General features: G+C 69.0%; 21 protein-coding genes and 1 tRNA gene. 10 read left to right on the forward strand and 12 right to left on the reverse strand.

What is annotated here, in order from left to right:
- The first annotated feature begins 32 nt into the window (after positions 1-32).
- Positions 33-356: a PAS domain-containing protein gene (locus ACX80J_RS08660; protein WP_459347490.1), complete on the forward strand. Its 324-nt coding sequence runs from the start codon at positions 33-35 to the stop codon at positions 354-356.
- A gap of 295 nt (positions 357-651) precedes the next feature.
- Here the strand turns inward: ACX80J_RS08660 and ACX80J_RS08665 are convergent, their stop codons facing one another.
- Positions 652-945, reverse strand: a complete 294-nt coding sequence (locus tag ACX80J_RS08665) for a hypothetical protein (RefSeq protein WP_459347491.1) — start codon at positions 943-945, stop codon at positions 652-654.
- A 311-nt stretch (positions 946-1,256) separates the two neighbouring features.
- On the opposite strand from ACX80J_RS08665, the gene ACX80J_RS08670 reads away from it, so the two are divergent.
- The 4 genes from ACX80J_RS08670 to ACX80J_RS08685 all read left to right on the forward strand — a co-directional run bounded on the left by ACX80J_RS08670 (position 1,257) and on the right by ACX80J_RS08685 (position 4,095).
- Positions 1,257-1,583 (forward strand): ANTAR domain-containing protein, encoded by a 327-nt coding sequence (locus ACX80J_RS08670; protein ID WP_459344439.1) that lies wholly within the window; start codon positions 1,257-1,259, stop codon positions 1,581-1,583.
- A 124-nt stretch (positions 1,584-1,707) separates the two neighbouring features.
- Positions 1,708-2,595 (forward strand): GAF domain-containing protein, encoded by an 888-nt coding sequence (locus tag ACX80J_RS08675; protein WP_459344440.1) that lies wholly within the window; start codon positions 1,708-1,710, stop codon positions 2,593-2,595.
- Positions 2,596-2,791: 196 nt separating this feature from the next.
- Positions 2,792-3,727: an NADPH:quinone reductase gene (locus ACX80J_RS08680; protein ID WP_459347492.1), complete on the forward strand. Its 936-nt coding sequence runs from the start codon at positions 2,792-2,794 to the stop codon at positions 3,725-3,727.
- A 170-nt stretch (positions 3,728-3,897) separates the two neighbouring features.
- Positions 3,898-4,095: a hypothetical protein gene (locus ACX80J_RS08685; RefSeq protein WP_459347493.1), complete on the forward strand. Its 198-nt coding sequence runs from the start codon at positions 3,898-3,900 to the stop codon at positions 4,093-4,095.
- A gap of 215 nt (positions 4,096-4,310) precedes the next feature.
- Here the strand turns inward: ACX80J_RS08685 and ACX80J_RS08690 are convergent.
- Positions 4,311-4,394 (reverse strand) — tRNA-Leu (locus tag ACX80J_RS08690).
- Between the two features lie 248 nt (positions 4,395-4,642).
- Here ACX80J_RS08690 and ACX80J_RS08695 point away from each other — a divergent pair.
- The gene (locus tag ACX80J_RS08695; RefSeq protein ID WP_459344443.1) at positions 4,643-4,918 is read left to right on the forward strand and encodes a hypothetical protein; all 276 of its coding nucleotides are present in this window, start codon (positions 4,643-4,645) and stop codon (positions 4,916-4,918) included.
- A gap of 14 nt (positions 4,919-4,932) precedes the next feature.
- On the opposite strand, the gene ACX80J_RS08700 is transcribed toward ACX80J_RS08695, so the two are convergent.
- The 5 genes from ACX80J_RS08700 to ACX80J_RS08720 all read right to left on the reverse strand — a co-directional run bounded on the left by ACX80J_RS08700 (position 4,933) and on the right by ACX80J_RS08720 (position 10,606).
- Positions 4,933-5,685, reverse strand: a complete 753-nt coding sequence (locus ACX80J_RS08700) for a M50 family metallopeptidase (protein WP_459344444.1) — start codon at positions 5,683-5,685, stop codon at positions 4,933-4,935.
- The gene (locus ACX80J_RS08705) at positions 5,685-6,935 is read right to left on the reverse strand and encodes a kynureninase (protein ID WP_459347494.1); all 1,251 of its coding nucleotides are present in this window, start codon (positions 6,933-6,935) and stop codon (positions 5,685-5,687) included. The genes ACX80J_RS08700 and ACX80J_RS08705 overlap by 1 nt, the downstream gene beginning before the upstream one ends.
- Positions 6,936-7,014: 79 nt before the next feature.
- On the reverse strand, positions 7,015-7,908 hold the full coding sequence (locus ACX80J_RS08710; protein ID WP_459347723.1) for a MaoC/PaaZ C-terminal domain-containing protein: 894 nt from the start codon (positions 7,906-7,908) through the stop codon (positions 7,015-7,017).
- Between the two features lie 5 nt (positions 7,909-7,913).
- Positions 7,914-9,290, reverse strand: a complete 1,377-nt coding sequence (locus ACX80J_RS08715) for a 3-oxoacyl-ACP reductase (RefSeq protein ID WP_459347495.1) — start codon at positions 9,288-9,290, stop codon at positions 7,914-7,916.
- On the reverse strand, positions 9,290-10,606 hold the full coding sequence (locus ACX80J_RS08720; protein WP_459347496.1) for an acetyl-CoA C-acetyltransferase: 1,317 nt from the start codon (positions 10,604-10,606) through the stop codon (positions 9,290-9,292). Before ACX80J_RS08720 ends, ACX80J_RS08715 begins: the two co-directional genes overlap by 1 nt.
- A gap of 62 nt (positions 10,607-10,668) precedes the next feature.
- On the opposite strand from ACX80J_RS08720, the gene ACX80J_RS08725 reads away from it, so the two are divergent.
- A complete protein-coding gene (locus ACX80J_RS08725) occupies positions 10,669-11,487 on the forward strand; it encodes a TetR/AcrR family transcriptional regulator (protein WP_459347497.1) in 819 nt (272 codons plus the stop codon).
- On the forward strand, positions 11,484-13,604 hold the full coding sequence (locus ACX80J_RS08730; RefSeq protein WP_459347498.1) for an acyl-CoA dehydrogenase family protein: 2,121 nt from the start codon (positions 11,484-11,486) through the stop codon (positions 13,602-13,604). The genes ACX80J_RS08725 and ACX80J_RS08730 overlap by 4 nt, the downstream gene beginning before the upstream one ends.
- 136 nt (positions 13,605-13,740) lie before the next feature.
- Here ACX80J_RS08730 and glgA read toward each other — a convergent pair whose 3' ends face one another.
- Positions 13,741-14,934 carry a glycogen synthase gene (glgA, locus tag ACX80J_RS08735; protein WP_459347499.1) on the reverse strand — a complete coding sequence of 398 codons (1,194 nt, stop codon included), beginning with the start codon at positions 14,932-14,934 and terminating at the stop codon, positions 13,741-13,743.
- Positions 14,935-15,063: 129 nt separating this feature from the next.
- On the opposite strand from glgA, the gene glgC reads away from it, so the two are divergent.
- On the forward strand, positions 15,064-16,323 hold the full coding sequence (gene glgC, locus ACX80J_RS08740; RefSeq protein WP_459347724.1) for a glucose-1-phosphate adenylyltransferase: 1,260 nt from the start codon (positions 15,064-15,066) through the stop codon (positions 16,321-16,323).
- 63 nt (positions 16,324-16,386) lie between these two features.
- Here the strand turns inward: glgC and ACX80J_RS08745 are convergent, their stop codons facing one another.
- From ACX80J_RS08745 to ACX80J_RS08755, 3 genes are read right to left on the reverse strand one after another with little or no spacing between them, the layout of a single operon-like run.
- Positions 16,387-17,238: a transglutaminase family protein gene (locus tag ACX80J_RS08745; protein WP_459347500.1), complete on the reverse strand. Its 852-nt coding sequence runs from the start codon at positions 17,236-17,238 to the stop codon at positions 16,387-16,389.
- Positions 17,235-18,161 carry an alpha-E domain-containing protein gene (locus ACX80J_RS08750; protein WP_459344453.1) on the reverse strand — a complete coding sequence of 309 codons (927 nt, stop codon included), beginning with the start codon at positions 18,159-18,161 and terminating at the stop codon, positions 17,235-17,237. The genes ACX80J_RS08745 and ACX80J_RS08750 overlap by 4 nt, the downstream gene beginning before the upstream one ends.
- A gap of 48 nt (positions 18,162-18,209) precedes the next feature.
- Positions 18,210-19,772, reverse strand: coding sequence for a circularly permuted type 2 ATP-grasp protein (locus ACX80J_RS08755; protein WP_459344454.1), 1,563 nt, complete (start codon positions 19,770-19,772; stop codon positions 18,210-18,212).
- A gap of 99 nt (positions 19,773-19,871) precedes the next feature.
- Here ACX80J_RS08755 and pepN point away from each other — a divergent pair, with 99 nt between their 5' ends.
- A complete protein-coding gene (gene pepN, locus ACX80J_RS08760; protein ID WP_459347501.1) occupies positions 19,872-22,481 on the forward strand; it encodes an aminopeptidase N in 2,610 nt (869 codons plus the stop codon).
- On the opposite strand, the gene ACX80J_RS08765 is transcribed toward pepN, so the two are convergent.
- Positions 22,466-23,542: a lipoate--protein ligase family protein gene (locus ACX80J_RS08765; RefSeq protein ID WP_459347502.1), complete on the reverse strand. Its 1,077-nt coding sequence runs from the start codon at positions 23,540-23,542 to the stop codon at positions 22,466-22,468. The genes pepN and ACX80J_RS08765 overlap by 16 nt on opposite strands.
- Positions 23,543-23,679: the final 137 nt, after the last annotated feature.

The following is a 23,679-nucleotide window of genomic DNA, read 5'->3' on the forward strand; positions in this document are numbered from 1 at the left end:
GTTCTTTTGTCGCGTCGAAGGATCCTCCACCAGTGACCACCACTGCTTCCTCGTCCCCGGAAACCCCGACATTCTCAGCTCACACCTCTCGTGTCGAAGCCCATCCTGCAGAGACCGTCGAGTACTTCGTCAACTGTCCGACCGGCATCGTGGAACACTACTTCGACTCACCGGCCCTGCATTGGTCCGATGAGCTGTATCGAATCCACGGGTACGAGCGCGGCGAGATCGTGCCCACCCTCGACCTCGGTATCTCCCACTTCGCACCAGCTGATCGGAACGCGGCCCGGTCCCTGTGGGAGAACCTGCTGAGCAAGGGTGGTCCGCGTTCCGCGTACCTGTCCCAGACAGCGTAGCCAGCTGACGAACCGGAAGGTGATCGCCATCTCCCAGGACATCATCGATCGCATCCACCAGCTCAATCAGCAGGACCAGCCGCAATCCCGTGCTCGAGCCCTGCTCGACCTCTTCCCGGCACCCTAGAAGGGCCCGCGAGGATCGCGAGACATACAGCCGACCCCCAGCGGGTACACGAGGTCAAGCAGCTCCAGGCGCAGGTCGGCCCCTCGCTACCGCGGCCCGCGACCAGGTCTCATGCATCCGCTCGGCAAGCGGACGGTGGTGTTTCCACTGCGGAGAGGACCGGCGAGACTACTGCCGGGGGCGCGTTGCTCGCCGCTCGAGTTCCTTCGCCACAGCGGCATATGCGCCCGGGGCACCATAGGGCGGGAAGTCCCCCTCCAGGGCGCTGTAGAGCTGGTTGCACAACACTCTGAGCTTGCGCATCGACACCACGGACAGGTCCCCGGGAATCAGCGGGTCGGAGGCCGCCCAGCCGGTCAGCAGATCGAAATCGGCGGCTCTGGCGGGGCCGGCAGTGGGGTCGGCTGTGGGAACCGTCGCGGGAAAGAGCGGGGTACCTGACATGGCGGATGTGCCCTTCACGAAAAGATTCCTGCAGGCCCGCTACTGGACCGGCTCACAGACCATAGAGCAAAGCTCACCCACTGTAAAGCTAGAGGTTCTAGTTACCCCTGAGTTCGTGAGGAAGGACAGTCCGCGCGTGTGGCGGGACGGCGACTTCGACCCGACGAAGCGCATTGCCGGCCGTGCGAAGAGCACCGGAGGCGCCGTGCGCGTAGTGTGAGGATCAGCAGTTGAAAGTAAGGCTGCTGACCAAATGATTCTTCTTGATGGTGTCCGGTAGCGCTTGCATCGTTCGGCGGAGCACAATCCCCGGTGAGGGGCAGTGCCGCATGACCGACCCTGACATGCCAGACAATTCCTCGATCCACCCCGCCCCACCCGACAGGAATGCCGGTCGGGCCGATGCTGAGGTCGCCGGTGAACCAGACCAGGACCTGATGGGTGTGCCGTCCTATCTGCGGGCCTTCCTGGAAGTCACCAGCCCCATGAACGTGGCCACCGGGATCATCATGGGAACCCAGGACTGTTCCCAACACCAGGCACGCGCGCTACTGAAGAGCGCCGCTGATCGACGACGACGTCCGATCGGGGCGATTGCTGCCGGCATCATCGCCAGCATGGACACGTTCCGCTGTGAGGACCCGCCGGTCCCCTGATCGCGACCGCACAACCGCACGGGCAGTGGGCGACGTGGAGCGAGCGAAAGCCTAAAGTTGGTTGGCAGCAATCCTGTCGGATTGCCGATTAGTGCTACACGGAAGAGTTGGTGGAGGGATCAGCGTGCTGAATGAGTATGTGCAGCAGTGGAGCGCGATTCAGACGGTGCGAGCAGCAGGCCTACGCCTCGACGAGATCCTCACGGCGTACTTCGAGCTCACCTGCGAAGGGGACGCACTCGAGGTCCAGGGGTATCTGACCGGTTTGGTGATGCTCCCGGCGCCGCAGCGGGACCTGCTCGCCCAGGTCATCAATGAACTGCTGGACAGCACTGGTTCCATGGTTGATGGTGCGCACTACAGCGATCAGGACACGGCGTCGTCCTCCGGCTACAGCGATTACCTCCGTCAGCTGTCCCTCTCCCCTGACGGCTACGACTTTGCCGCCCCGCCTGTCGGGGATCACAGCATGACCGGCGCCGAAACTCCGCTGGAGGCCGCTACTGCCACAGGTGCCGGAGGCGAAGAGGTGGACAATGCCGGTCTGGATGAGACCGAGTTCCGGCGCCTTCACGCTCTGCACGAGTCGGGGTTGCTCGAGACCGGGTCGGAGGAACGCTTCGATCGGATCACCCGGCAGGCCCGGGACCACTTCGGTGTCAGCTCAGCATCCATCGCTCTGATCACTCAGGACGCACAGGTCATCAAATCCGTCATCGGGCCCCTGGGTCAGGACCTCCCGCGCCACCTGTCCCTGTGCGCGACGACGATCAAACACGATCGCACCCTCGTCATCCCTGACGCCACCGCCGACCCCGAATGGCGTGATCACCCCCTCGTTGCCGGTGGGCCCGAGGTCCGCTTCTACGCCGGGCACCCCATCTGCACAGCCGCCGGCTGGCGTATCGGCACCCTCTGCTTGATGGACGACCGGCCGCGAACCTTCACCCAGGAGGATGTACAGGTCCTCCGGCGCCTCGCCGCCCAGGTGCAGGTCCAGATATGGATCTGAGCCGGAGGAACCCAGATCCGGATCGCGTAGCGCAACTGCAATCAGGCCTCATTCGTTCTCGGATGCCCTCCCGATCGCCTCGCGCAGCGAATCGGCTCCGCGTGCGGCGCTATCGAAGGTAGCCGCCCTTGACGCGGATAGAAATCTCGCAGCACGGGCCCGAAGAAGTGCTTGCATATGTCAGGGGGACGCGCCGGTGGAGGTCCCTGCTCACCCGGGCAGTACGCTCGATGCCGACGATTCGGTGACCATCGATATACGCGCGATCGGCGTCAATCCTGTCGATACGTACCTTCGGGCCGGGAACTACGAGTTCCTGACACCCCCGCTACCCTTCACCCCGGGCTACGACGCGGCAGGAATCATCAGTGCGACCGGGGATTCGGTCTCGGGCTTCGTCGGCGGTGGCCGGGTGTGGGTCTCCACGATCCCCGCACGAGCGGCCGGCACGTACGCTCGGCAGATACGGTGCACCCCGAGCATCGTTCATGCCCTGCCGGACCACCTGTCGTTCGACGAGGGAGCGGCGGTGGGGGTCTCCTACACGACCGCGTACCGGGCGCTCGTCCAGCGGGGGCGGGCCGAGGCCGGCGAAACGGTCCTCGTTCACGGCGCCAGCGGTGGGGTCGGCACCGCCACAGTGCAACTCGCACACGCCCTGGGACTGACCGTCATCGGCACGGCGAGTACACCAGGGGGCCGGGAGCTGGCACTGCAGCTGGGTGCCGAGCACGCGCTGGATCACTCCGCACGGGACTATCTCACGGAAGCACGCGCCCTGACCGGCGGACGCGGGGTCGATCTGATCATCGAGATGGCGGCAGACAGGAACCTGTCACACGACACCGCGGTTCTCGCCCGGTACGGCAGGATCGTGATTGTCGGAAGCCGCGGGCCCGTGGAGGTGAGCCCTCGGGCACTGATGGTCAACGAGGCGGACGTACGCGGGACAGCACTGTGGAACATGACGCCGGCAGACCTCCACGGCGCGTACACCGCCATCGACGCGTTTCTTCGGCACGGAGTGATCCGGCCGGTCGTCGGAGAACAGTTCGCCCTCGAAGATGCCGCCGCAGCTCATCGAGCAATCGCGGGAGCACATCCTCCCGGCCGGATCATCCTTCATCCCTGACCAACCGCCTCGCGACGTGAGTTCTGGGATCTCCTCGAAGACCCCGATTCCGGCCACCGGAGGCCGGTGATCGCCGCCGTGGTGATGCTCACTGCGATGGCACCCCGCCCGACTGTCACCGGCGACGAATATCCTGTGGACGGATTCATCACCAGCAAGAAGACCGAGCCATGATCACCTACCCCGGCGAATACCACGACGCCATCTCCGACATCCCTATCCCGCAATCGCGGCAGACCATCGAGCTCATCGAGCAGGGCCGGCTGATGCCACCTTTGCCGATCCAGATCGAACTTCGCGCGAGACGGACTGTTCACGTCATTCAGCTGTCCGTCCTCAGGCCGGTCCTCGAAGCGGAGGCTGCCTAGAGCGGTTCCGTAGGTGCGGCGGGAGGGCACGGCAGACGCGAACAGTGGCGTCCGCGTTTCGGTGGGAGGGAAGGAGCCGGCGCATCGTCTCTCCATGGCACTCGCCGCCGCCGTGGCACTCGGGCAAACTGGCAGATCGCGCGGCCCTCGTGGTCGAGAAGCGCTCCGCCTGGTCGAGGGCACAAAAAAACCCCGGCGAACCGGGGTTTTCTTTGTGCGCGGAGGGGGACTTGAACCCCCACCCTCAATAAGAGGACTAGCACCTCAAGCTAGCGCGTCTGCCATTCCGCCACCCGCGCGGGTGGTTTTCTCCGGTTCAAACCGTCGAAAGCAACGAGAGAAACACTACCACGGGTTTGGCCGAGACGTTGAATCGGCCGACGCCCGCGGCCGGGAAGACGCCCGTCGTTCTTCAAGCGCACGGCGTCCTACACCTGGTGGGCGCCGCCTGCAATCACTCCTGCTTCCCTCCGGGCGGCATCCGCGTGCTTATGCTGGTCCCACCGGCCGTACAACGGCCGATGGACCAGCGCATGGAGTGGATGACGTGGACGAGACGGATCCCGACCGGGAGCAGTACGCCCTGACGTACAACGCGATGCAGCGAGCGAACATATCGCCGGGCGAGCTCTGGCTCCACTACTTCAGCATGGGCGGCGGAGTGGACGAGTACGAGGTCAACGCCTATCTCCACGGCCTGATCGACCTGCCCGAGCACGAACGCGACTGCGTCTCCCAGGCCGTCAACGAATTGTTCGACGACCTGTGCCGGCAGGAGGGCGCTCCCTACAGTTCGGGCCGCAACCGCCACACGAGGAGCTGAAGGGCCGAAGCTCCTCACCCGAGGGCTGCGAGGTCCGCGATCCGCGCGAGCGGTTGCAGCGCCGACAGCAGGGCCATCCCGATGACGAGCGCGAACATCCCGAGCCAGAGCGGAGACGGGACGCGAGTGGCGCGCTGGAGCAGGTAGGCGTCCGATGACCGGAGGTCCCGCCGTCGGGCGTGCACCCTCACGACCTTCGCCCAGTCGCGGCACGAGCCCACGAGCAGGGCGAGACCAAGGGCGAGGCAGGCGTAGCCGGCCCGCGCCCCTCCACCGAACCAGACGACCGCCAGGGCAGCTCCCGCGCAGCCGCCCAGGATGAGGACGCCCTGCAGGTTCCGGATGAGGACGAGAGCGGCCACCAGGATCAGCGCTCCCACGGACAGCGCTGCCGACGCCCATCCGTAGGCAGCACAGGAGACGAGGACAGCGCCGGCGACGGCGGGCACCGGGTACCCCCAGAACGTCGTGAAGGCGGTGCGCCAGCCGCGCGGCCCGATGCTGGTGGTTGTGCCCGAATGGTCGAGGCGGAGGGTGACCCCGGCGACTCGCTGCAGCGTCAGGAGAGCTGCGGCCGCGTGGCCGAGTTCATGGACGACCGTGACGAACAGGCCGAAGTACCGCCAGGTGCGGTGTGGCACCGACAGCGCGATCGCAACCAGCACGATGGCGATCAGTCCGGTAGTGCCGACGTCGGGCGGTGCAGCCCTGGCCAGGCCGTCGACGATGCGCTCCTCCATCCGAAGGAGGGCGTCGAGAACTCCCACTACTCCCCCGCTGCCCGTTCCCGGGGCGGGGCGAGACGATCGGCGATGGCGCCGATGGCAACCATCACTTCACCGTACGACGTCGACAGGGGCGAGAGTCCCAGCCGGATCCCGTTCGGGTTCCGGTAGTCGGGGACGATCCCTTCCTGCCACAGCTCCGGCACCATCCCGGCAAAGGCCGGGTGATCGATGGTGATGTGGCTTCCTCGCTCCGAGGCGGCACGCGGCGAGGCGATGATCACCCCGTGGGACGCCAGGAGCTCGTCGACCGCTTCGACGGCGAAGGCTGTCAGGAGCTCGGACTTCCTGCGCACCGCCGCCATGCCGACCTCGTCGATCAAGGTGATCATGTCGCGCATCGCCAGCATGCCGACGATGGGCGGCGTACCCGAGACCAGGCGGCGGATCCCGTCCGCCGGACGGTATGACGACCCCATCGCGAAGGGGTCGGCGCTGCCGAGCCAGCCGAGGATCGGCTGGTCGAGCGTGGCCAGGTGCCGCTTCGCCACGTAGGCCCAGGCGGGGGCGCCCGGCCCGCCGTTCAGGTACTTGTAGCTGCAGCCCGCCGCGTAGTCGACGTCCCACGCGTCCAGTTCGGCCGGGACGGATCCGACGGAGTGGCTCAGGTCCCAGAGCACGAGGGCGCCGGCGTCGTGGGCGATCCGGGTGATGGCCGGGACGTCGGCGATGAAGCCGGAGCGGTAGGCGACGTGGCTGAGCAGGACGAGGGCCGTCCGGGGGCCGACGACGGCGGCGACGTCGGCGGGTGTCGCGCCGCCGTCGGACGCGACCTCGATCCAGCGGAGCGTGAGCCCGCGCTCGCGTGCGATGCTCTGGACGAGGAAGCGGTCCGTGGGGAAGTTGTCACGGTCGACGACGATCTCCGTCCGCTCCGGGCGCTCCGCCACCGCGGCCCGGGCGAGCTTGTACAGCAGGACACTCGTCGAGTCCGCCACGATGCACTGTCCGGCGGCAGCACCCAGCGCCACCCGGCCCAACTGGTCGCCGATCTGCTCCGGCAGGACCAGCCACCCCTCGTCCCAGCCCCTGATGAGGCGGCCGCCCCACTGGTCCGTGACGAACGAGGCGAGGCTGTCCGCGGTCGTCGCCAGCGGGCGCCCGAGCGAGTTGCCGTCGAGGTAGGAGCGCACGGCGTCGCCGTCGGTGCCGAGGAAGAGGGTTCGGTGGTGTGCGAGCGGATCGGCGGCGTCGAGCTCAGCCGCGCGGTCCGTCAGGAAGGAGCCGGTCATGGCCCAAGTCTAGGGCGGCCGGTGGAGCCGGAATCCCTGGTACGGCGCGGTCCGTCAGGCACTGTGGAGTCGCGTCGCGCTAGTCCGTGCGCACCCATCCCGTGAAGTGCGGCCGCCGACGCTTCGCCGACCAGCCGATCGCGTCGATCCGCCCTCCCGCGTCGCCGGGCGTCCGCGAGAACGACGTCGTGACGACTCCGGGCAGCGGCACGGGCGCGGCGAAGTCGATGCGCCACTTCAGGCCACCCGAGGGAGCGGCCACGGCCTGGTCCACCATTCGCGCGGCCAGGTACATGCCGTGGGCGATCGCCGTCGTCCTGCCGAACGCCTTCGCCGTCGGCCCGCTGAGGTGGATCGGGTTCCAGTCCCCCGACACGGCGGCGTAGCGGCGGCCGATACCCCGATCGAGGGCCCACACGCCGGTGGGGGCAGGCGCTGCGAAGGGCGGGCGGTCCTCGCGCCGCTGCTCCGGAGCCGCGTCAGCCAGTCGGACTCCGCGGGCAAGGTAGACGGAGCGGCCCGTCCAGACGCATTCGTCCCCTGCTGCGACCTCCGTGACGACGTCCAGCTGGGTGCCGGCGGCATGGGGGCGCAGGTTCTCGGCGTAGGCCACGACGCCGAGCGGCTCGAAAGCGCTGACCTGCCGATTCTGGTGCACTTCGTTGCTGAGGTGCACCATGCCCAGCAGGGGCAGGGGGAAGTCGGAGCGTGCGAGGACGCTCATGGCCACCGGGAAGGCGAGGGTGTGGAGGTAGGCCGACGGAAGCTGGTCCCGGCCCGCCGACCCAATCAGCCGCTGGAACCGGGTGAGCGCCGCGAGGTCGCTCCGGACACCGTCGACGCGGTGCCGGACGGCAGGGAGCACGGGCGGCGCGGCGGCGCGCCCCAGCGAGCGCTGCGCGGCCAGCGTGACGGCACGCCGGTAGAGGGCGGGAAGCCCCGGCAGCGCGGGCAGGACCGTGTCACCCGGCATCCCGCTCACGCGCCCACCAGGTTCTGCCCGCAGACGCGGACCACCTGCCCGTTGATGCCGGCCGCCGCGTCGGAGGCCAGGAAGGCGATGGTCTCGGCGACGTCCACGGGAAGGCCGCCCTGCTGCAGGCTGCTCAGCCGGCGGGCGACCTGCCGCCGGAGCGGCGGGATCTTCGCCGTCATGTCCGTCTCGATGAATCCCGGCGCCACCGCATTGATGGTGCGGCCACTTCCGTCGAAGGCGGCACCCTGTGCACGGACCATGCCGATCACTCCGGCCTTCGACGCCGCGTAGTTGCTCTGCCCGCGGTTGCCGGCGATGCCGCTCGTCGAGGCGAGGCTGATGATGCGCCCGGTCGCGGAGAAGACGGGTGAGGCGAGGATCTGCTCGTTCATCCGCAACTGGGAGGCGATGTTCACCGCGATCACGGAATCCCACCGTGCCGCGTCCATGTTGGCCAGCAGCTTGTCCCGGGTGATGCCGGCGTTGTGCACGACGATGTCCAGGTCCCCGTAGCGCTGCCCCACATGCTCCAGGATGCGGGCCGCGGCCCCGGGGTCGGTGATGTCGACCTGCAGGGCGGTGCCGCCGACCCGGTTGGCGACCTGGGCGAGCTGCTCCCCTGCAGCCGGTACGTCGACGGCGACCACGCGGGCGCCGTCGCGGGCGAGGACCTCGGCGATCTTCGCGCCGATACCGCGCGCCGCACCGGTGACCACGGCCGTCCTGCCTGCCAGCGGCCGGTCGGGGACACCTTCGCCCTCCGCCGTGGTGGCTGCAGCGAGCTCGTGAGCACTCTCCGCCGGGGCGGTCGCCACGTCGAGGAACTGCCCGTCCACGTAGGCGCTCCTCCCGGACAGGAAGAATCGGAGTGCCCCGAGGGTGGTCGGGTCCGTGGTCGTTGCGGCGCCGCGCAGAATGATGCCGTTGGCGGTGGCTCCGCCGCGCAGTTCGTGGGCCACGGATCGCAGGGCGCCGTCGACGCCCTGCCGTGCCGCGGCCTCGGCGGGGTCGGCCGTCTCGGCCGGGGACCGGAAGATGCCGACCACGCGCCCACCGGGGACCAGGAGCTTCACCGCCTGCCCGAGTTCGAGCATCGGGGCGGCGAGGTCCTCCGGTGACGCGGCCTCATCGAGGACCACGACGGCGGCACTGAGCTTCTCGCCCGGCAGGACGTGGCGGCGCACCTCGATGTCCCAGCCGAGCAGCTGGCCGGCGAGCGCATCCGCGCCGGCGCCCGACCCGGTGACGAGCACCGGCAGCGGAGCCAGGGACTCACCCGGGGTGTAGCGCCTGAGGACCGAGGGCCGCGGCAACCCGAGGGCCTTGGCGATCCTGCCGGGCAGCGGCGTGTTGACGAGGTCCAGGTAGGTGTCCGCCATCAGTTCCTCGCCTCGAGGATCGCGACGACACCCTGCCCGCCTGCGGCGCAGATGGAGATGAGTCCTCGTCCGCCCTTCTCGGACAGCGTCTTGGCGAGCGAAGCCACGATCCTCCCGCCGGTGGCGGCGAAGGGGTGCCCGGCCGCGAGCGAGGAGCCGTTGACGTTGAGCTTCGAGCGGTCGATGCTGCCGAGCGCTCCGTCGAGCCCGAGGACGCGCTTGCAGTAGTCCGGGTCCTCCCAGGCGGCCAGGGCACTGAGCACGGTCGCCGCGAAGGCCTCGTGGATCTCGAAGAAGTCGAAGTCCTCGAAGGTGAGCCCGTTGCGCACCAGCAGGCGGGGCACGGCGTGGACGCCTCCCATGAGCAGTCCCTCCTCACCGTGGACGAAGTCGACCGCCGCCGCTTCGGCGTCGACGATGTTCGCGAGCATCGGCAGGTTGTTGGCCAGAGCGTAGTCCTCGCTGCCGAGCAGGACGAGGGCCGCACCGTCGGTCAGGGGCGTCGAGTTGCCGGCAGTCATCGTCGCCGGGGTATCGAGTCCCTTGCCGAAGACGGGCTTGAGGCCGGCGAGCTTCTCCAGGGAGGTGTCGGCGCGGAGATTCGCATCCCGGGTCAGGCCGCGGTAGGGCGTCATGAGGTCGGTGAAGAAGCCGCGCTCGTAGGCCGCCGCGAGGTTCTGATGGCTGCGGTAGGCGAGCTCGTCCTGAGCCTCCCGTGTGATGCCCCAGGCAGCCGTGGTGAGGGCCTGGTGCTCACCCATGGACAGGCCGGTGCGCGGTTCGCTCGTGGTGGGCGCGTTCGGTGAGAGGTCCTTCGGGCGGAGAGCACTGAGCGCCTTGAGCTTCTGCTGCGTCGTCCGGGCGCGGGAGAGATCGAGCAGCACCCGTCGCAGGCCTTCGCTCACCACGATCGGAGCATCCGAGGCGGAATCGACCCCGCCGGCGATGCCGGACTCGATCTGGCCGAGCTTGATCTTGTTGGACAGACCCACCACGGTCTCCAATCCGGTGGCGCAGGCCTGCTGGAGGTCGTAGGCGGGGGTCTCGGGCGAGAGGGCGGAGCCGAGGACCGCTTCGCGGGTGAGGTTGAAGTCGCGGGAGTGCTTGAGGACCGCGCCGGCGGCCACTTCGCCGATGCGCTCGCCCTGCAGGCCGAAGCGGGCCACCAGGCCGTCCAGCGCGGCGATGAGCATGTCCTTGTTGGACGAGTAGGCGTAGGCGCCGCCGGAGCGGGCGAACGGGATGCGGTTGCCGCCGATGACGACTGCCGTGCGGGGTGACGGGGCGGTGTTCTGCGCGCCGGCCTGATCTGCCATGGGAGTGCTCCTGGTACGAAGGGTGATTACCGATACCTAGCGTACCTGATACGCTGGGTATCATGAAGTTTGCGCCGACCCTGCTGGGCACCTCCAAGGAGAGTCCCTCCGCCGTTCCGGAGGGGGCACCCGAGGCCTTCACCAATCACGCGGCGAACAGCACGCGGACGGTGACGGACGGCCGCTCCAGCCGCTGGGAGGAGCACCGCGCCGAACGGCGGCGGCAGCTCATCAAGACGGCGAGGCGGGCGATCAGCACCCTCGGACCCGGGGCGTCCATGGAGGACATCGCCGCCGCCGCCGACACGTCCAAGTCGGTCTACTACCGCTACTTCGGTGACAAGACCGGACTGCAGCGGGCGATGGCCGAGGTGGTCATCGCCCAGATGCAGCAGAAGGTGCTCGACGCCGCGAAGGCCGCGCCGACGCCGCGGGAAGGCCTGTACTCGATGGTGCTGGCGTACCTCCAGATGGCCCGGACTTCCCCCAACGTCTACGCCTTCGTCACCCGGGTGGGGATCGCCGAGTCCACGGCTGCCGACGACGGCGCCCAGGACACCCTCGCCCACTTCCTCGCGGCGGTCACCGAGATGCTCTCGCGGCCGATGCGCGCCGTGCTGCGCCCCGACCGGTCCGTTGGACCCGATGACGCCGTCCCCTCGTACTGGCCGGCAGCGGCGATCGGGATGGTCCGGGCGGCCGGCGAGCACTGGCTCTGCTCGCCCGACGGCCCGGACAAGCCCACGGAGGAGCAGATGGCGCGCCACATCACCGGCTGGCTCTTCGATGGCATCAGCCGGTACGAGGCCCTCGTGCCCCCGGCTCCCCGACGTTCCCCGTCGTCCCCTGAAACCCTCCGATCCGCGAAGGACACGCCATGACCCAGACCATCTCCGGCCCCCAGCAGATTCCCGCCACGGTCGACATCAGGGACGACGAACAGGCCACCGTGGACACGGTGGAGCTCGGCGAACTGCTCCTCGGCAGGTGGGCGCACGTGCGGCGGGTTGCGCGGGAACTCGCCGGCCGCCCCGAGCTGCACAAGATCGAGGGCCTCACCCATCACGACCACCGGCGGCGGTGCCTCGACCAGCTCCACTACCTGGTCGAGCAGAAGGCGGTCCACCGCGCGTTCCCGGCAGCCTTCGGCGGTGACGGCGACCACGGCGGCAACGTCGCAGGGTTCGAGGAACTCGTCGTCGCCGACCCCTCGCTCCAGATCAAGGCGGGCGTGCAGTGGGGGCTCTTCGGCTCGGCCGTCATGCACCTCGGCACCGAGAAGCACCACGAGGCCTGGCTGCCCGGCATCATGAGCATGGAGATCCCGGGCTGCTTCGCGATGACCGAGACGGGCCATGGCAGCGACGTCGCGAGCATCGCGACCACGGCCACCTTCGACCCGGCGACCGACGAGTTCGTGATCGACACGCCCTTCCGGGCTGCCTGGAAGGACTACATCGGCAACGGGGCCATCGACGGTCGCGCCGCCGTCGTCTTCGCACAGCTCATCACCAACGGCGTCAACCACGGCGTGCACGGCCTCTACGTGGAGCTGCGCAACGAGAACGGCACCTTCAAGCCCGGAGTGGGCGGCGAGGACGACGGGATCAAGGGCGGCCTCAACGGCATCGACAACGGCCGGCTGCACTTCACGGACGTCCGGGTGCCGCGCACCAACCTGCTGAACCGCTACGGCGACGTCGCAGCGGACGGCTCCTACTCCTCGCCCATCGCGTCCCCGGGCCGCCGCTTCTTCACCATGCTCGGCACCCTCGTGCAGGGCCGCGTCTCGCTCGACGGCGCCGCCGTCGCCGCGAGCAAGCTCGCGCTGACCGCGGCCATCACCTACTCCACCCAGCGCCGCCAGTTCAACGCGTCATCGGACCTCAGGGAAGAGGTGCTGATGGACTACCAGAGGCACCAGCGCCGGCTCCTGCCGCGCCTCGCGGCGACCTACGCGGCGGCCTTCGCCCACGAGGAACTCCTCGAGAAGCTCGACGACGTGTTCTCCGGCGACCACGACACCGACGAGGACCGCCAGGACCTCGAGACGCTGGCCGCCGCCTTCAAGCCGCTCAGCACCTGGCTGGCGCTCGACACGCTGCAGGAGTGCCGCGAGGCGACGGGCGGCCAAGGCTTCCTCATCGAGAACCGGTTCGCGTCACTGCGCGCGGACCTGGACGTCTACGTCACGTTCGAGGGCGACAACAACGTCCTGCTGCAGCTCGTGGCCAAGCGCCTGCTGACCGACTACGCGAAGGAGTTCAAGGGCGTCGACTTCGGCGTCCTGGCCCGGTACGCGGTGTCCCAGGCAGCAGGCAGGACCCTCCACCGATCGGGCCTCCGCCGCGTCGCGCAGACCGTCGCGGATTCCGGGTCCGGGAAGAAGTCGGCCATCGCACTGCGTGACGAGGACACGCAGCACGAACTCCTGACGGACCGGGTGCAGTCCCGCGTGGCGGAACTCGCCGCCGCACTGCGCGGCGCGAAGGGCAGATCGCAGGAGGAGTCGGCGGCCCTGTTCAACGAGCACCAGAACGAGCTCATCGAGGTGGCCCACGCCCACGCCGAGCTGCTGCAGTGGGAGGCGTTCACGCGGGGCCTCCAGCAGATCAAGGACCCGGGCACGCGGGAGATCCTCACGCGCCTGCGCGACCTGTTCGGCCTGTGCCTGATCGAGAAAGACCTGGCCTGGTTCCTCATGAACGGACGGCTGTCCTCCCAGCGCGCGCGGACACTCGACGGCTACATCAACCGCCTGCTGGCGAAGATCCGTCCGCATGCCCTCGACCTCGTCGAAGCCTTCGGATACGGGCCGGAGCACGTGCGCTCCGCCATCGCCGGCGGCGCAGAGCAGCAGCGCCAGGAGGAAGCCGCCGAGTACGCTCGCCGCCGCCGCGCGAGCGGGGACGCCCCGATCGACGAGAAGACACTCCTGGCCCGTGAAGCCAGGGAGAAGAAGGTCCGCAAGGCCGGACGGGCACGCGCGAGGCGCTGACGCCGGGACGAAGCACACGCGAAAGGCCCGGGAATCCGTTCCCGGGCCTTTCTCCGTGCGGAGCTCCTGTCGGGAGCGGGCGCCGTCGGTGCCGCCCGGACACGGGCGCCCGGAGCGGTCGTCGAAGCTTCCGGCGTCAGAGGACGCTGCGGTACACCCCGAGCGTCGTCTCGGCGATCGAGCCCCAGTCGAAGTGCCGCTCCGCCCGCTCGCGCCCCGCCGCGCCCATGGCGGTGGCTTTCGCGGGGTCCTCGACGAGAGCGTTGAGCGCCGCGGCGAAGTCTGCCACGAACTTCTCCGGGTCCAGGGGCGTCCCCGTGCCGTCCTGGACCTGTTCGAGGGGCACCAGGGTGCCGGTCACGCCGTCGTCGATCACCTCCGGGATGCCTCCCGTGGCCGAGGCGACCACGGCGGCGCCGCAGGCCATCGCTTCGAGGTTGACGATGCCGAGGGGTTCGTAGATGGACGGGCAGGCGAACACGGTGGCGTGGCTGAGGATGTGGATGACCTCGCGCCGCGGCAGCATCTTCTCGATCAGCACCACGGAGCCGCGCCGCTCGCGCAGGTCCGAGATGAGCACCTCGGTCTCGGCCGCCAGCTCCGGTGTGTCGGCGGCGCCGAGGCAGAGGACGAGCTGCACGTCGGCGGGCAGGTGGGCGGCGGCTCGGAGGAGGTACGGCACGCCCTTCTGCCGCGTGTTGCGGCCCACGAAGACCACGCTCGGGCGGTCCGGGTCGATGCCGTGGGCGCGGAGGGCGTCGTCGTCCTCGTCGCGCGACCACTGCGCCACGTCGATGCCGTTGTGGACCACGTGCACCTTGCCGGGGTCGACGTCGGGGTAGCTGCGGAGGATGTCGGCCCGCATGCCGGCGGAGACGGCGATGACGGCCGCGGCCGCCTCGTAGGAGGTCTTCTCCACCCAGGACGAGAGGGCGTAGCCGCCACCGAGCTGCTCGGCCTTCCAGGGGCGCAGAGGCTCGAGGCTGTGCGCGCTCAGGACGTGCGGGATGCCATGCAGCAGGGACGCGAGGTGGCCGGCCATATTGGCATACCAGGTGTGCGAGTGCACGAGGTCGGCGCCTTTGATGGCGTCCAGCATCTGGAGGTCGGTACCGAGGGTCTGCACGGCGGCGTTCGCTCCGGCGAGCCCCTCCGGGACGCCGTACGAACGCACCGAGGCGCCGTGGTAGTCCTCCGGCCGGGCTGCACCGAACGCGTGGACCCGGAGGTCGACCTGTGGCGCAAGGACCCTGCTCAGTTCGGCGACGTGCACCCCCGCGCCACCATAGATCTCGGGGGGGAATTCCTTGGTCACAATGTCTACTCGCACTCCCCCAACGTAGTGCAGTGCGCCGGAGTCCTCTAGTGTGAAGTGACCGGAAGGGTTCCGGGTGTGTGACCTACGCCTCATCGGCCACCGGTCGAGAACGCAGAACACTCAAGGAAGAGCGGGGGGTCGATAGTGGCACCGAAGAAAGTACTTGCCGTGGTGTTGGCAGGCGGAGAAGGCAAGCGGCTGATGCCGCTGACCGCGGACAGGGCCAAGCCGGCCGTGCCGTTCGCGGGCAGTTACCGGCTCATCGACTTCGCCCTGTCGAACCTCGTCAATTCGGGATACCTCCAGATCGTGGTGCTCACGCAGTACAAGTCCCACAGCCTGGACCGGCACATCTCCGAGACCTGGCGGATGTCCACGCAGCTGCAGAACTACATCGCATCCGTCCCGGCGCAGCAGCGCCGCGGCAAGAGCTGGTTCCTCGGCAGCGCGAATGCCATCTACCAGTCCCTGAACCTCATCCACGACGCTCAGCCCGACATCGTCGTCGTCATCGGCGCAGACCATGTGTACCGCATGGACTTCCAGCAGATGGTCGACGCCCATGTCAAGAGCGGTGCCTCCGTGAGCGTCGCGGCCGTCCGGCAGCCGATGAACCTCGTCGACCAGTTCGGCGTCATCGAGGTCGACCAGAACGACCCCGGGCGCATCGCGGCGTTCGTCGAGAAGCCGAAGACGACGCCGGGCCTGCCGGACGACCCCAACAGCTTCCTCGCCTCCATGGGCAACTACGTCTTCACCACCGATGCGCTCGTCAAGGCCCTCGAGGACGACGCCGCACGGCTCGACACCAACCACGACATGGGCGGGGACATCATCCCCTACTTCGTGGAGCGCAACGACGCCGCGGTGTACGACTTCACCACCAACGACATCCCGGGCGCCACCGACCGGGACCGCCAGTACTGGCGCGATGTCGGCACCATGGACTCGTACTACGAGGCCAATATGGACCTCATCTCGCCCCTGCCGCTCTTCAACCTCTACAACCTGCAGTGGCCGATCTACACGCGGCAGAGCGTCTCGCCACCGGCGAAGTTCGTCCGGAGCGCATCGGGCCGGTCCGGCGAGGCGCACGACTCGATCGTCTCGGCCGGCGTCGTCGTCTCCGGTGGTGCCGTGAACACCTCCATCCTGGCGACCGACGTGTTCATCGACGAGGCCGCCGAAGTGACGGGCTGCGTCCTCCTGGACAAGGTCACCGTCGGTGCGGGTGCGGTGGTCCGGCGGGCCATCATCGACAAGAACGTCCGCATCCCCCCTGGTGCACAGATCGGCGTCGACTTCGAACTGGACCGAAGCCGCGGCTTCGCCGTCACGGACTCAGGACTGACGATCGTCAGCAAGAACCAGGTCGTCGAGCCGGCCTACCCGGTGGTCTGAGCCGAACGCACAGAGGCCCCCGGCACGCGCCGGGGGCCTCTGTGCGTTCGGGTCCGGGCGGGGTCAGGCGACCCTGGTGATGGCGACCGTCACGTTGAGCGTCGATCCCCCACCGCCGGACAGGATCCCCTTGAGCGGGGAGACGTCCCGGTAGTCGCGGCCGCGGGCCACGGAGACGTGGAAGTCGCTCACCGGGCCGCTGTTGGTCGGATCCCAGCCGCGCCACTCGCCGTCGTACCACTCCACCCAGGCGTGCGACTGTCCGGCGACCGTCTCGCCGATACCCGCGCTGCGGCGGGGGTGCAGGTAGCCGGAGATGTACCGCGCGGGGATGCCGAGGCCGCGCAGGGCTCCGATCGCGACGTGCGCGAGGTCCTGGCAGACGCCCGCGCGTTCCGCCCAGGCATCGCGGGCGCTGGTCTGCACGCCGGTGGCGCCCTGGACGTAGTCCATCTGCTGCCGCAGCCAGTCGAAGACGGCCCGGGCCGTCTCATGGGGGTTGCGGTCGTGTGCGAGGGGGGCGACCAGCGCGCGCACCTCCTCACCCGGCTCGCTGAGATTCGTCTGGGCCAGCCAGTCGGCGAACTCGTCGGTGAGGGACGGGGCGGCGAGGTCCTCCCAGGACAGGATCTCCGCCTCGCCGGGCACCCGCTCGACGCGGCTGACCTCGACGGTGGAGAGGGCTGTGACCTCGAGGTGCTCGTGCGGCACATGGACGTCGAACGACGTCACGCGGGTGCCCCAGTAGTCCCGGTAGGTGGACACGGTGGCGCTCGACGGACTGACCTTCAGGGTGGATTCGAGGACCACCTGCTGCGGGTCGGTGAGGGGGGTCATGCGGGCCTCGTTGTAGGACAGCGAGACCCGGCCGCGGTAGTCGTAGCCGGTGCGGTGCTCGATCAGCAGGCGTGTCATGAGACCTCTCCAACCCAGGACAGCTCGTCCGCCTGGGAAAAGTACGTGCGGGACACGGCGTCGGAGGCCCGCGCGCAGGCCTTCTGGATACGGTCCATGTGCTCGGGCAGTTCGGACATGAGGTCCCGTGTCTGGTGGAACTCGAGGAAGGTCCTGGCCTGCCCGACGATCCGGGTGGCGTCGTTGATGAATCCGACGCGCTGGTACGCGGGATTCAGCTGGGTGAGGCACTTCTCGGCGTCGCTCAGCGCGTACACGATGGACCGCGGGAACAGGCGGTCCAGGAGCAGGAACTCGGCGGCCTGCTGGTCGCCGAAGGAGGCCCGCCGGGTCCGGAGGAAGGATTCGTACGCGCCTGCGCACCGCAGCATGTTGACCCAGGACAGACCCGCAGCGTGGACGTCGTGCGTGGAGAGCATCCGGGCCGTCATGTCGGCGCGTTCGAGGCTGCGCCCGAGGACCAGGAACTGCCAGGACTCGTCGTGGCTCATGGTGGTGTCCGACAGTCCCCGTATCATCGCCGTCCGCTCCACCACCCAGTGGCAGAAGCGGTAGGTCCCGACGACGTCCTTGCGGTGCTGGGTCAGGCCGTACCAGGTGGTGTTCAGGCTCTCCCAGACGCTGCTCGAGACGGTCTCGCGGGCCCGCCGCGCATTCTCACGTGCGGCTCCCAGGGCGCCGGCGATGGAGGTCGCGCTCGTCCGGTTGTAGGCGAGGGCCTGGAGCAGGTCCGAGAGGTCGATGTCGTCCTTCTCGGGGCGGCTGCCCATGACGCCGAGCAGGTGCCGGGAGGTCTCCCGCTGCTGGGCGAGCGGCATCTGGTTGAGCCGTTCGAGGTGGACGTCGAGGATGCGCGCCGTCCCGTCGGCGCGTTCGACGTAGCGGCCGATCCAGAAGAGGGATTCAGCGATGCGGCTGAGCATGGGGCCTGCCTTCCATGGAAGTCGGGGAAGTCGGGGAAGTCGCGACGATCATTGCTGCTGCTGCTCCGATTGCTTGTCCTGCCAGTTGGTTTCGATCGGCCAGACGCTGGTGCGTTCGCGGACGGTCACCGCCGGGCGTTCCTGCGGCACGTCCGCCGGACTGCGCACCCCGCCGTCCACCACCCAGGTGTCCTTGGAGCCTCCGCCCTGGCTCGAGTTCACGATCAGGGAACCCTCCTTCATGGCCACACGCGTCAGTCCGCCGGGAAGCACCCAGACCTCCTCGCCGTCGTTGACGGCGAAGGGCCGCAGGTCCACGTGGCGGGGGCTGAACTGGCCCCCTGACATGGTCGGCACGGTGGAGAGCTGGAGGACCGGCTGGGCGATCCAGCCGCGCGGGTCCTCGAGGACCTTGGCGCGGAGGGTGTCGAGTTCGGCCTTCGTGGCGTCCGGGCCGATGACGAGTCCCTTGCCGCCGGAGCCGTCCACGGGCTTCACGACGAGTTCATCGAGCCGGTCGAGCACTTCCTCACGTGCCGGGGCATCCTCGAGCCGGTACGTGTCCACGTTGGCGATGATGGGCTCCTCGCCCAGGTAGTACCGGATGAGGTCGGGGACATAGGTGTACACGAGCTTGTCGTCGGCCACGCCGTTGCCGACGGCGTTCGCGATGGTCACCATGCCGGCGCGGGCAGCATTGACGATGCCGGGACACCCGAGCACCGAGTCCGCGCGGAACTGCAGGGGGTCGAGGAACTCGTCGTCGATGCGCTTGTAGATGACGTCCACGCGCTGCTCCCCCGCCGTCGTCCGCATGTACACGCGGTTGCCACGACAGATCAGGTCGCGTCCCTCCACGAGCTCGACGCCCATGAGCCCGGCGAGCAGGGTGTGCTCGAAATAAGCGGAGTTGAAGACGCCGGGCGTCAGCACCACGACGGTCGGTTCCTCGACGCCGGGAGGCGCCGTCTTGCGCAGGGCGGCGAGGAGGCGGCGCGGGTATTCCTCGACCGGCCGGATGTGCTGCTGCCCGAAGGCCTCCGGGAGCCCTTTGGCCATGGCCCGCCGGTTCTCCAGCACGTAGCTGACACCGCTGGGCACGCGGACGTTGTCCTCGAGGACACGGAAGGTGCCCTGCTGGTCCCGCACGACGTCGATCCCCGAGATGTGGACGCGCACGCCGCCCGCCGGAGCGAACCCGGCGACCTCCCGGTGGAAATGGGCGCTGGAGGTGATCAGCCGCCGCGGTATCACCCCGTCGGATACCACCGTCATCTTGTCGTAGACGTCGCTGAGGAACGCCTCGAGCGCCTTCACGCGCTGCGCGACGCCGCGTTCGAGGACCTCCCAGTCGCTGCCCGCGATCACGCGCGGCACGATATCGAGCGGGAAGGGACGCTCCTCACCCGCGAAGTCGAAGGTGACGCCGCGGTCGAGGAAGGTGCGCGCCATCGAGTCGGCGCGGGCTGTGACATCGGCGAGGTTGAGAGCGTCCAGGGCGGCCGCGACCTGGCCGTATTCGGTGCGCGGACGGTACCCGGCATCGAACATCTCATCGAAGGCGGTCGTCTTGCGGGCGGCGGCTGGATAGTCAGCAAAGAGCTCGGACATAACCCAACAGTGCCATGGATGAAGCGCCGATACGCACCGCCACACGCGCCGTTAACATGCCCGAAACGAAGCGGAGAGGCTGCGTGATTGAATGGCCGGATGGAGAACGAGAACCTGCGCCGCGACGAGGCGGCCGCGCGGTCGGCCCTGCTGGAGACCGGGAGCTACGCCGTCGAGCTCGATCTCTCGGACGCCCGGAATACCGGGGAGGGGACGTACCGGAGCACCACCACCGCGGTGTTCTCGTGCCGCGAGCCCGGCAGCTCGACGTTCATCGACTTCATCGGCGAGGTCACCGCCGTGGAACTGAACGGACGGGTGCTGGACCCGACGGCCGTGAGCGATGGCGCCAGGGTCCTCCTCGACGACCTCGCGGCCTCGAACACGGTGACGGTGGAAGGACGCGCGGCCTACAGCGCGAGCGGCGAGGGACTCCACCGGTTCGTGGATCCCGCCGACGGGGAGACCTACCTCTACACCCAGTACGAGCCGGCCGACGCGCGCCGCGTCTTCGCGAACTTCGAGCAGCCGGACCTCAAGGCCTCCTTCTCCTTCCGCGTGATCGCACCCGCCGGCTGGACCGTGGCCTCGAACGGTGCGGAGGCAGCGGTCGAACCGCTCGACGACGTAGCCGGCTCGGCCGTGCGGTGGACCTTCGAGCCGACCCGGCGGATCTCGACCTACATCACCACCATCCTTGCCGGCCCGTACCACTGCGAGACCGACTCGTGGACCGGTGCCCCCGGGACGGCCGGGGAAGGCCTCGAGGTGCCGCTTGCACTGTTCTGCCGCCGCTCCCTCGCGCCGTCCTTCGACGCACCGGAGATTTTCGATACCACCCGGCGCGGGCTCGACTTCTTCCACGACCTGTTCGACTACCCGTACCCCTTCGGCAAGTACGACCAGGCGTTCGTGCCCGAGTACAACCTCGGTGCCATGGAGAATCCCGGGCTGGTGACCTTCACGGAGAACTACGTGTTCCGGTCGGCGGCCACCGAGGCGCAGCGCGAGGCGCGGGCCAACACGATCCTGCACGAGATGGCGCACATGTGGTTCGGGGATCTCGTGACCATGTCCTGGTGGGACGACCTGTGGCTCAAGGAGTCCTTCGCCGACTACATGGGAGCGCTGGCGGTGGCGGAGGCCACGCGGTGGACCACGTCCTGGGTGAGTTTCGCGAACCGCCGCAAGTCGTGGGCCTACGTGCAGGACCAGCTCCCGACGACGCACCCGATCGTCGCCGACATCCCCGACCTCGAGGCCGCGAAGCAGAACTTCGACGGCATCACCTACGCCAAGGGCGCCTCGGTGCTGAAGCAGCTCGTGGCCTTCGTCGGGCGGGAGGCCTTCACCGATGCTGCGCGCCGGTACTTCCGGAAACACGAGTACGGGAACACGACGCTCGCCGATCTCCTCGACGTGCTCGCCACCGCCACGGGACGGGACCTCGGCGCCTGGTCGCGGTCCTGGCTGCAGACGTCCGGCGTGCCGTCCCTTGGAGCGGAGGTCGCCGCCGACGGCGGCGTGCTCCGACAGGTCACGATCGTGCAGGACGCGGTCGACCCGGTCACGGGCGTGGAGGAGCCCCGTCCCCACCGGATTCGGGTGGGCCTGTACTCCTTCGACGCCGAGGGCTGGCTCGTGCGGACGGGCGCCGAGGCGGTGACCGTCGAGGGCGGCCGGACGCCGGTCCCTGCGCTCGCCGGGACCGCGCAGCCCGACCTCCTGCTGGTCAATGACGACGACCTGACCTACGCCAAGCTCTCCTTCGACGGGCATTCGCTCTCGACCCTGCTGTCCTCGATCCACCGCCTGCGCGACCCACTGGCCCGGGCCACGTGCCTGACGGCCCTCTGGTCCAGCACGAGCGACGCCCGCCTGCCGGTGGACTCCTACCTCGACGCCGTTCTGCTCGCCGCGCCGGCCGAGACCGGCGTGGGCGTGCTGCAGGTCCTGCTGGCCAATACCGGAACCGCGGTCGAGCGTTTTGCTCCGACAGACCGGCGTGCCGGCCTCCGCGACCGCGTGAGCGGCTTCCTGGAGGAGGGGCTGCGGACGGCCGCCCCGGGATCCGACCTGCAGCTCGCCTGGGCGCGGGCACTGGCCTCCGCCGCCAGGACCACTACCCGGGCGGCCGACGTCGTCCGCGCCGTGCTCGACGGCGACGAGAGGATCGCAGGGCTGCCCCTCGACCCCGAGCTGCGCTGGCTCTTCCTGCAGGGACTGGCGGCACAGCAGCGCGTGCTCCCCGGCGAGCTGGAGGCCGAGCGGGCCTCGGACGAGACAGCGTCGGGAAGGGTCGGGTTCACCCTGGCCTCCGCCGCGATCCCGGACGCGGGGATCAAGAAGGCGACGTGGGAGGAGGCCGTGCACGGAGACCGCTTGTCCAACGAGCTGCTCAGCGCGGCGATCGAGGGGTTCGTGCTGGGCCCGCGCGAACTGCTCGGCCGCTACGAGGAACCCTACTTCGGGGCGCTCCGCGAGGTCTGGGCCTCGCGTGGCATCGAGATGGCGAGCAGGATCGTTCGTGGCCTGTACCCGGGCCGTCAGGACCTCGACGGGGCGCCGGAGGAGCACCCCGTGGTCGTGCGGACGGATGCCTGGCTGGACGACAATGCCGACGCTCCGGCGGCACTGCGCCGCATCGTCCTCGAGGAGCGGGACCACCTGCTGCGCTCCCTCGGCGCGCAGGCTCAGGGCACGCGGTAGAGCCACTCCTCGGTGCCGAACTTGCGCTCCACGAGCTCTCCGGCGCGCTGCAGCTCGTCCTCGGACAGCGTCGCGTCCACGGCGCCGTAGCGCTGCCGGAAGGTGGAGATCATCACGTCGATGATCTCCTCGCGGGTCACGCCCGTCTGGCGGCGCAGCGGATCCACCCGCTTCTTGGCGCTCTTCGTGCCCTTGTCGGACATCTTCTCCTTGCCGATGCGGAGCACCTCGAGCATCTTGTCGGCGTCGATGTCGTAGCTCATGGTCACGTGGTGCAGCATGCCGCCGTTGGCGAGTCGTTTCTGCGCCGCACCGCCGATCTTGCCGATCTCCGTGGCGATGTCGTTCAGGGGCTGGTACCAGGCCCGGATGCCGAGCTTCTCGAGGGCCTCCATGACCCACGCGTCGAGGAAGGGGTACGAGTCCGCGAAGCTGAGGCCGTCCACGAGCGACTGCGGCACGTAGAGGGAGTACGTGATCGCGTTGCCGTGCTCCATGAACATGGCGCCACCGCCGCTGATCCTGCGCACCACGCTCACACCGTGCCGGGCGGCGCCCTCGGGGTCCACCTCGTTGCGCATGGACTGGAAACTGCCGATCACCACGGACGGCGACTGCCACTCCCAGAAGCGCAGGGTCGGGTTGCGGGCGCCGGAACCGACATCGTGCGTCAGGACCTCGTCCATGGCGACGTGCATCGCCGTGGACAGCGGGGTGGGCGGGATGATCTCCCACTGGTGGTCGGCGAAGCCGGTGGCCCGGCCGAGGGCGCGCCGGACGGCCGTGGCGATGGCGGAGGGCGAGAACCCGAACAGGACGGCGGAAGGATCGAGGCGTGCCGTGACGGCGCTCGCGAGTTCCCCGGGCGACGTGTCCGCAGGGAGGCCCTCGAGCGCGGCGTTGATGTCGAGGAGGGCCTCGTCCGGCTCGAGGAAGAAGTCACCGTTGACGGAGACGCCGGTGAGGTGCCCGTCCCGGACCAAGAGGTCCACGGCGGTGAGCTTGCCGCCCGGCGTCTTGTACTCGCCGTGCAGGCGGCCGTCGTCCGATGCTGGTGCCATGGTGGACCTCCTGGGTGCCGGCCCGCTGCGGGCGCGGTGCTGGTGCTGCGGAATGGGTGACTGTGCTCGGGTGAACGCGGCGTTAAGCGAGGAAAAGCCACGCCGTAGCGGCATGGCTTTTCCTCGTGGACGTAGGC

Source organism: Arthrobacter rhamnosi, assembly GCF_054510975.1.

Excerpts from the sequence above, each read along its gene's own strand:
- ACX80J_RS08765 (WP_459347502.1), bottom strand. The coding sequence starts at position 23,542 with ATGGCACCAGCATCGGACGACGGCCGCCTGCACGGCGAGTACAAGACG.
- ACX80J_RS08685 (WP_459347493.1), top strand. The coding sequence starts at position 3,898 with ATGATCACCTACCCCGGCGAATACCACGACGCCATCTCCGACATCCCT.
- ACX80J_RS08750 (WP_459344453.1), bottom strand. The coding sequence starts at position 18,161 with ATGCTCAGCCGCATCGCTGAATCCCTCTTCTGGATCGGCCGCTACGTC.
- ACX80J_RS08715 (WP_459347495.1), bottom strand. The coding sequence starts at position 9,290 with ATGGCGGACACCTACCTGGACCTCGTCAACACGCCGCTGCCCGGCAGG.
- ACX80J_RS08745 (WP_459347500.1), bottom strand. The coding sequence starts at position 17,238 with ATGACACGCCTGCTGATCGAGCACCGCACCGGCTACGACTACCGCGGC.
- ACX80J_RS08705 (WP_459347494.1), bottom strand. The coding sequence starts at position 6,935 with ATGACCGGCTCCTTCCTGACGGACCGCGCGGCTGAGCTCGACGCCGCC.
- ACX80J_RS08725 (WP_459347497.1), top strand. The coding sequence starts at position 10,669 with ATGAAGTTTGCGCCGACCCTGCTGGGCACCTCCAAGGAGAGTCCCTCC.
- ACX80J_RS08720 (WP_459347496.1), bottom strand. The coding sequence starts at position 10,606 with ATGGCAGATCAGGCCGGCGCGCAGAACACCGCCCCGTCACCCCGCACG.
- pepN (WP_459347501.1), top strand. The coding sequence starts at position 19,872 with ATGGAGAACGAGAACCTGCGCCGCGACGAGGCGGCCGCGCGGTCGGCC.
- ACX80J_RS08670 (WP_459344439.1), top strand. The coding sequence starts at position 1,257 with ATGACCGACCCTGACATGCCAGACAATTCCTCGATCCACCCCGCCCCA.
- ACX80J_RS08755 (WP_459344454.1), bottom strand. The coding sequence starts at position 19,772 with ATGTCCGAGCTCTTTGCTGACTATCCAGCCGCCGCCCGCAAGACGACC.
- ACX80J_RS08710 (WP_459347723.1), bottom strand. The coding sequence starts at position 7,908 with ATGCCGGGTGACACGGTCCTGCCCGCGCTGCCGGGGCTTCCCGCCCTC.
- ACX80J_RS08730 (WP_459347498.1), top strand. The coding sequence starts at position 11,484 with ATGACCCAGACCATCTCCGGCCCCCAGCAGATTCCCGCCACGGTCGAC.